Origin of the sequence: Microbacterium sp. 69-10 (genome assembly GCF_001897945.1) — a bacterium.
GTDB lineage: Bacteria > Actinomycetota > Actinomycetes > Actinomycetales > Microbacteriaceae > Microbacterium.
Map to the genome: position 1 here is coordinate 11,639 of NZ_MKRT01000025.1, position 7,436 is coordinate 19,074.

The window sequence follows — 7,436 nt, forward strand, 5'->3', positions numbered from 1 at the left end:
AGGGATCGCGGCGGGCGATGCGCAGGATGCCCGCGACAGCGGCATCCGGGTCCGCGGCGCCCAGGCCGTCGATGAGCTCGGCGCGGTCCAGTCCGGTCAGCTCGGCCAGCTCGGAGAGCGCGGCCGACGCGGCCGTCAGCTCGACGAAGCCGAGCCGGGCCAGCGCCGACAGCGAGACGGACGCATCAGGTCGTGCCATGACTGGGACTCAGAGCAGCCCGAGGTTGTTCTGCAGCTCGAACGGGGTGACCTGCCCGCGGTACGCCTCCCAGTCCTTGCGCTTGTTCAGCAGCACGTAGTTGAAGACCTGCTCCCCCAAGGTCTCTGCGACCAGCTCGGAGTCCTGCATGTACTCCAGCGCGTGGTCCAGGCTCGCCGGCAGCGGTGCGTACCCGAGGGCGCGGCGCTCCGAGTCGCTCAGCGACCAGACGTTGTCCTCCGCCTCGGGCGGGAGCTCGTACTCCTCCTCGATGCCCTTCAGACCGGCGGCCAGCATCAGCGCGTATGCGAGGTACGGGTTCGCGGCGGAGTCGAGGGCGCGGTACTCCACGCGCGTCGACTGGCCCTTGTTCGGCTTGTACATCGGCACCCTGATGAGGGCCGAGCGGTTCGCGTGCCCCCACGTGACGAAGCTGGGCGCCTCGTCACCGCCCCACAGGCGCTTGTACGAGTTGACGAACTGGTTGGTCACTGCGGCGATCTCGTTGGCGTGCCGCAGCAGGCCCGCGATGAACCGCCGGCCGGTGAGCGACAGCTGGTACTCCGCGCCCGCCTCGTAGAAGGCGTTCACGTCGCCCTCGAACAGCGACAGGTGCGTGTGCATGCCGCTGCCGGGGTGGTTGTTGAGCGGCTTCGGCATGAACGTCGCGTACACGCCCTGCTCGATCGCGACCTCCTTCACGACCGTGCGGAAGGTCATGATGTTGTCGGCCATCGTGAGGGCGTCCGCGTAGCGCAGATCGATCTCGTTCTGGCCGGGGCCGCCCTCGTGGTGGCTGTACTCGACCGAGATGCCGAGGTCCTCCAGCATCCGCACCGCGCTGCGACGGAAGTCGTGCGCGGTGCCGCCAGGCACGTTGTCGAAGTAGCCGGCCGAGTCGACGGGGACGGGGCCGTCCGGCCCCACCTGCGAGGACTTCAGCAGGTAGAACTCGATCTCCGGGTGCGTGTAGAACGTGAACCCGGCGTCCGCCGCCTTCGCCAGCGCCCGGCGCAGCACGTTGCGCGGGTCGGAGACCGCGGGGCGGCCGTCCGGGGTCGCCAGATCGCAGAACATCCGCGCGGTCGGGTCGACCTCCCCGCGCCACGGCAGGATCTGGAAGGTGGACGGGTCGGGCTGCGCGAGCAGGTCCGACTCGAACGTGCGGGTCAGGCCCTCGATCGCGGAGCCGTCGAAGCCGATGCCCTCCGCGAACGCGCCCTCCACCTCGGCGGGCGCGATCGCGACCGATTTGAGGGTGCCGATCACATCGGTGAACCACAGGCGCACGAACTTGACGCCGCGCTCCTCGATCGTGCGGAGGACGAAATCGCGCTGCTTGTCCATGCTCACTCGTCGTCGCCGGAGCCGGCGCGGGACGAGCTTCCCCAGGAATCGTCGGCGGCGTCGTCCTCCGCCCAGGCCCGCGACCTCTCCTGGAGCTTCTCGGGGGCATGCGCAGCCTCGTCGGCCGTGTCGAACGGACCCACCCGGTCGACCGCGGCGGAGAGCATGCCGAACTCCACCTCGCCCGTGCTGAGGTTGTACCAGTACTTGTCGTCGCCGTCAGCCATGTCAGCTCCTTCGTCGGGATCTGTCACGATCCTAATCGTCCGGACCGATCTGGATAGGCTGTTCGACATGGCACAGCAGGCAATCGGCGTCGACATCGGCGGCACCGGCATCAAGGCAGGAATCGTCAACCTCGAGCACGGCACGCTCGACTCGGATCGCGTGCGCATCCCGACTCCAGAGGGCGCACACCCCGCCGACGTGCTGGAGACCGTGCGCGAGGTGCTGGAGACTCTGGGAGCGTCCAAGTCGAACCTGCCGCTGGGAGTCGCGTTCCCCGCGATCGTCAAGCGCGGCAAGACGCTGTCGGCTGCCAACATCTCCAAGGACTGGGTCGGATTCGCGGCCGAGAAGTTCTTCGAGGACGGCCTGGGCCGGCACATCACCTTCGTCAACGATGCGGATGCAGCCGGCGTCGCCGAAGCGCGTCACGGCGCGGCGCGTGATGTGCAGGGCCTCACGGTCCTGACGACACTCGGCACCGGCATCGGCTCCGCCTTCCTGTACGACGGCGTACTGATCCCCAACACCGAGCTCGGGCACCTCGACCGCAAGGGCGAGTCCATCGAGCGCTGGGCGGCGTCCTCCGCCATGGAGCGCGAGAAGCTCTCGTGGGAGGACTGGGCGGCACGCCTGCAGGAGTTCTACAGCCACGTGGAATTCCTGTTCAGCCCCGACCTCTTCGTCGTCGGCGGTGGTGTCTCCAAGAACCCTGAGAAGTTCATTCCGCTGCTGGAGCTGAAGACGCCGATCATCAACGCGGTGCACCGCAACAATTCCGGCATCATCGGCGCCGCGTCGCTCGCCGCGGACTAGGACCCACGAACGCCCGAAAGGCCCCGATCGCATGATCGGGGCCTTTCGCATGCCTGTGGAGCTCGCGCGGGTCAGCGCGTGTGCAGCCGGCGGGAGTGAGCGCGCCGCCCGCCGAGCACGACGAGCGCGACCACGACCAGCACCGCGCCGGCTGCCGCGGCGACGACGGTGGGCGTCAGTTCGACGAAGGCCGCAGCCAGGCTCAGGATGGTCCCCACGATCCATCCGGCGATGGGGATGCCGATCTCGTCGCTCCCCCTGATCAGCACGACGCAGGTGATGACCGCGCTGAGCGCGGCGATCACCGCCCCCGCGATACCTACGGGCACCATCACGGATGCGACCGCGAACTGGATGGCCAGCGTGTTCATCGTGCTCCCTGCGTGCTGTGCGTGTCCGACACAGAAGAGACGCCGTGTCGGCCCTTTTCATTACGCGGGAATCAGGATTCTCCCGAAGACGGAGAGACCCGTCCGACCGGGGAACCCCTGTCGGACGGGTCGAAATGCGAGCGGGCCGGCCTGTACGCCGGGTTCTGTTCAGGAGCTCGAGCTCCCTTGACGGCCATCTCTCTCGGCGACACGTTGCCGTGCCGCTCCAGCAACCTACCCGAGGACTCGGCGGGCCGCGTCGACGTCCTCTGTCTGGTCTTGCTCCGGGCGAGGTTTACCTGGCGGGACATGTCACCATGTCCCCCGGTGGTCTCTTACACCACCCTTTCACCCTTACCCCGCGTCACGAGGACGGGGGCGGTCTTCTCTCTGTGGCACTTTCTCGCGGATCACTCCGGGTGGGTGTTACCCACCGCCCTGCCCTGCGGAGCCCGGACGTTCCTCGGTGCGCTCTCGCGCCACGCGACCGTCCGGCCGACCCGCTCGCCCTCCGATTCTACCGGGACGCGCGTCACTTCCCCGCGTCGGCGCTGATGTGCAGATCCAGCGGCACATCGATCGCGAACCCGGGGAACAGGCGTGCTGTCGCCGCCTCGGCGGCGCCGCGCACCGCGGATGCCACGGCATCCGCCTGCTCCGCCGGGCAGTGCACGATCACCTCGTCATGCAGGAAGAACGCCAGGTGCGCCCGCGTGGAGAAGACCGGGCCGGATGCCGGGGCGGGAGCGGATGCCGCCGGCAGCGCCATCAGGCGGTGGCGTATCTCGGCGAGCCACAGCAGCGCCCACTCCGCGGCCGTGCCCTGCACCACGAAGTTGCGGGTGAAGCGTCCGCGGTCCCTGGCGCGACTGCGCGCACGCGACTCGTCCGCACCTCCCGCACTCGGATCGCTGGCCTGCGACTGCGCACGGCGCCAGGCCTCGTCCGGGCGCGGCGAGCTCCGACCCAGCAGCGTGCTGACGACGCCGCCCTCCTCCCCGGTGCGCGCCGCGGCGTCCACCAGCCCCATCGCCCGCGGATACACCGAGCGCAGCCGTGGCACGAGGCGACCGCTCTCGCCCGTGGTCGCACCGTACATGGCTCCCAGCACCGCGTACTTGGCCTCCTGGCGCGTGGCGACCGCCCCCGAGCGCACGACGCCGTCGTACAGATCGGCGCCGCGCGCAGCGTCCGCCATCGCGGCGTCGTGCGACATCGCCGCCAGGACGCGGGGCTCCAGCTGCGCCACGTCGGCGGCGACGAAGGTCCAGCCCGGATCGGCGTGCACGGCCGTGCGCAGCTGCCGCGGGATCTGCAGCGCTCCGCCGCCCGAGGATGCCCACCGACCGGTGACGACGCCCCCGGTCAGATAGACCGGCCGGAAGCGATCCTCGTGCACCCACTCGTCGAGCCAGGCCCAGCCGTTGGCGGCGAACAGCCGCGACAGCTTCTTGTACTCCAGCAGCGGCTCCACCACCGGATGATCGATCTCGGACAGCTCCCACTTCGAGGTCGAATCCACGAACACCCCGACACGGTGCAGCGCGCGCAGCACCCGCGGCGGACTGTCGGGGTTCAGGTCCGGGTCGTTCAGCGCATCCGCGATCCTCGTGGCCAGTGCCGCCATGCGCGCGGGCCGCGCCCCGCGCAGCGGCCTGGCCCCCAGTGCCTGCTCCAGGATGCGCTGGTGGATCGCCGTGCTCCAGGGCAGTCCAGCCGCAGTCATCTCCTCCGCGATCAGCGCGCCGGTGGACTCGGCGGCGCACAGCAGAGCCAGCCGGGCATCGGGCGCGCGGCTGAGAGCTCCCTGCTGGGCCCGCCACTGCGTCAGCGCCTCGTCGAAGTCGTCGGAGCGCGGCAGGCTCGGCAGATCGACCTCGAACAGACCCGGTTGCACAGCGGCGTCCTGCACCTCGTCGGTGCGCACCCACCGCGGCGACGGGGGCAGAGGCTCGGCCAGCGATGCCGTGTCCCGCAGGATGGCGTGACAGAGCAGCAGGTCGTGCGCGCGGCGCAGCCGGATGCCGGAGGCGAGCAGCGGCGGGTAGAAGGTGCGCAGCGAGCGCACGGTCCAGCGCGGCGAACGACGCTCCTCCAGCTCCCGCACGCGATCCGGCAGCTCCTCGTCGGAGACGCGCTCCGTCTCGACGGCCGCGAGCGGATCCTCCAGCACGGCCAGCATCCAGCCCCGTCCGTCATCGGCGCGGGCCACCAGGACGTGCGGCGGCGTCGACGGCGGTGCGGGCGAACTCACGGCATCCGGTCTACCACCGGCATCCGACGTCGTTCCCGTCATGAACCGGCGACGGTGCGCCGGACGCGCGTCACAGCCCGGACTCCTCCGTGCGCACGAGGATCGCCCCGCACTCGGGGCAGGAGAGCACCTCGTCCGGTGCGGCCTTGCGCACCTCGGTGAGGTCGGTGCCGGCGAGCACCATGCGGCATCCCTCGCAGACGCCGCGGCGCAGCAGCCCGACGCCGATCCCGCCACGGGCGGAGCGCCGCTCGTACTCGGCCATCAGATCTGCCGCGACGGTGCCGGCGAGAGCGGCGCGATCGCGGGTGAGGTGCTCGGACTCGGTCGCGGCGGCGGCCATCTCGGCCTTCGCCGCAGCGGTCAGCGCGGCGCCCTCCGACTGGGTCTGGTCGATCAGCGCCTGCTGGGCGTCGACGGCCGCCTGCGCCTCCTCCACGCGCCCCATGACCTCCAGCTCGGAGTCCTCGAGCATGGAGATGCGACGGGTCAGGCTGTCGATCTCGTTCTCCAGCGCCTGAGCCTGCTTGGGGTCGGTCGCCGAGGTCAGCCGCTCGCCGTCCCGATCACGGCGCTGGGTCGCGAGTGCCACGTCCGACTCCAGGCGCTTCAGCTCGGCACGCGCGTCGTCGAGGGCTCCCGCGAGGGAGGTCAGCTCGGCCAGCTGCTGCTTGCGCACGCCGGCGAGCTCGTTGATGCGTGCGCCCTGCGCGGGCTGCGTGCGAGCACGCTCCGCCTGCTGGAGCCGACGGTCGAGTTCGGCGATCTCGAGCAGGGTGCGCTGGTTCTCGGGGGTGGCTTTCACGCTGTCAAATCTATCCGGTGCGGGTGGTCCCGTCGACGCGCACCGCGTGGGCCCGGCGCGTAGGCTGGCCGCACGTCGATCCGAAGGAGTCCCATGGCCGCCATCCCTCAGTTCACCGCGCACAACGGCTTCGCCCTCCCCGCCGTCGGGCTGGGCACCTACGGTCTGCGCGGGCAGGCCGGAGCGGATGCCGTGGCCGAAGGCATCCGCTCCGGCTACCGCCTGATCGACACGGCGTTCAACTACGAGAACGAGGGGATCGTGGGCGCGGGGGTGGCGGCATCCGGAGTCGACCGCTCAGACCTCATCGTCACGACCAAGCTTCCCGGCCGCCATCACGAGAGCGCGAAGGCGCGCACCAGCATCGAGGAGAGCCGGGCCCGGCTGCACCTGGACGCGACGGACCTGCACCTGATCCACTGGCCCAACCCGAGCAGGGACCTCTACGGCGAGGCGTGGCGGGCGCTCGTCGACGCGCAGCGCGACGGCCTCGTCCGGCAGGTCGGCGTATCGAACTTCCTCGCGGCGCACCTCGACCGCATCGAGGCCGAGACGGGCGTGCGGCCCGTCGTCAACCAGATCGAGGTGCATCCGTACTTCCCGCAGTCAGACGCTCTGGCGCTGCACGCCGAGCGCGGCATCCTGACCGTCGCGTGGAGCCCGCTGGGCCGCGCGAAGGAGGTCGTCGAGGAGCCCGTGATCATCGAGATCGCGCAGGCGCACGGCATCAGTCCCGTGCAGACCGTGATCGCCTGGCACGTCGCGCGGGGCACCGTCTCGATCCCCAAGGCGTCGTCGGCTGATCATCAGCGCGCCAACCTCGCCGCCGCGGCCGTCGTGCTGGACGCGGCCGAGGTCGAGGCGATCACGGCGCTGGGCCGAGCCGACGGCCGCCTGTTCGACGCCGACCCCGCCGTGCACGAGGAGATGTGACCCTCACCGCACGTCTGGACTCCCGCTGGGGGCGCGCGTACTTCGGCGCTCAGGCCGCCGCGGGCGCGCTGTGGTGGGCTGCTGTCGCGCTCTCCCCCGGCATCCGGATGCTGACGCTCGGCGACCTCCCCGCGGGGCTGGTCGCCGCAGTCGACATCCCCCTCTTCGTGATCGCGTCTGCGCTCGCCGCACGGGGCGTGCGGTTCGCCGCCGAGGCCGCCGCCGGCTGGACGGTGCTGGTCACGGCGGCGATGGCCCTGTACTCGACGATCACGTCGCTCGCCGGGTGGGGATCCCTGCTCATGATCGCCGCGTCGGTCAGCTCGGTGGGCGCGCTGCTGCTGGTCCGGCTGAACCGGATTCCCTCGGAGTGGCTGCTGGTCGGGCCGTTCCGTGCGCGCGAGGCCACGTCGGCGCCCCCGCGAACTCAGTTGCTGCGCACGGCCGGCCAGATCGTGGTCTTCTGGGGCGTCTGCCTCGTGGTCG

8 protein-coding genes, 1 other RNA gene and 1 pseudogene are annotated in these 7,436 nt (G+C 70.8%); 3 read left to right on the forward strand and 7 right to left on the reverse strand.

Translation table 11 applies throughout. From position 1 onward, the window contains the following. From BGN97_RS12950 to BGN97_RS12960, 3 genes are all read right to left on the reverse strand, one after another. The coding region (locus BGN97_RS12950; protein WP_363331434.1) for a hypothetical protein at window positions 1-199 on the reverse strand (199 nt) is incomplete at its 3' end. Between the two features lie 9 nt (window positions 200-208). Then, complete coding sequence (locus tag BGN97_RS12955; protein ID WP_292702244.1) at window positions 209-1,546, reverse strand: glutamine synthetase family protein; 1,338 nt, start codon at window positions 1,544-1,546, stop codon at window positions 209-211. A gap of 2 nt (window positions 1,547-1,548) precedes the next feature. Further along, a complete protein-coding gene (locus tag BGN97_RS12960) occupies window positions 1,549-1,773 on the reverse strand; it encodes an SPOR domain-containing protein (RefSeq protein WP_292702247.1) in 225 nt (74 codons plus the stop codon). Between the two features lie 67 nt (window positions 1,774-1,840). On the opposite strand from BGN97_RS12960, the gene ppgK reads away from it, so the two are divergent. Next, complete coding sequence (gene ppgK, locus BGN97_RS12965) at window positions 1,841-2,587, forward strand: polyphosphate--glucose phosphotransferase (RefSeq protein ID WP_292702250.1); 747 nt, start codon at window positions 1,841-1,843, stop codon at window positions 2,585-2,587. 71 nt (window positions 2,588-2,658) lie between these two features. Here the strand turns inward: ppgK and BGN97_RS12970 are convergent, their stop codons facing one another. The 4 genes from BGN97_RS12970 to BGN97_RS12985 all read right to left on the reverse strand — a co-directional run bounded on the left by BGN97_RS12970 (window position 2,659) and on the right by BGN97_RS12985 (window position 6,017). Next, window positions 2,659-2,958 carry a hypothetical protein gene (locus tag BGN97_RS12970; RefSeq protein ID WP_292702253.1) on the reverse strand — a complete coding sequence of 100 codons (300 nt, stop codon included), beginning with the start codon at window positions 2,956-2,958 and terminating at the stop codon, window positions 2,659-2,661. 137 nt (window positions 2,959-3,095) lie between these two features. Beyond that, window positions 3,096-3,461: RNase P RNA component class A (rnpB, locus tag BGN97_RS12975), an RNA gene on the reverse strand. A 29-nt stretch (window positions 3,462-3,490) separates the two neighbouring features. Next, a complete protein-coding gene (locus BGN97_RS12980) occupies window positions 3,491-5,254 on the reverse strand; it encodes a bifunctional 3'-5' exonuclease/DNA polymerase (RefSeq protein ID WP_292702255.1) in 1,764 nt (587 codons plus the stop codon). A 28-nt stretch (window positions 5,255-5,282) separates the two neighbouring features. Further along, complete coding sequence (locus BGN97_RS12985) at window positions 5,283-6,017, reverse strand: C4-type zinc ribbon domain-containing protein (protein WP_292702257.1); 735 nt, start codon at window positions 6,015-6,017, stop codon at window positions 5,283-5,285. A 93-nt stretch (window positions 6,018-6,110) separates the two neighbouring features. On the opposite strand from BGN97_RS12985, the gene BGN97_RS12990 reads away from it, so the two are divergent. Both BGN97_RS12990 and BGN97_RS12995 read left to right on the forward strand, forming a co-directional pair. Further along, window positions 6,111-6,950, forward strand: a complete 840-nt coding sequence (locus BGN97_RS12990; protein WP_292702259.1) for an aldo/keto reductase — start codon at window positions 6,111-6,113, stop codon at window positions 6,948-6,950. Further along, a pseudogene (locus tag BGN97_RS12995) lies at window positions 6,947-7,436 on the forward strand (isoprenylcysteine carboxylmethyltransferase family protein); the annotation flags it as partial. The gene BGN97_RS12990 and the pseudogene BGN97_RS12995, both read left to right, overlap by 4 nt.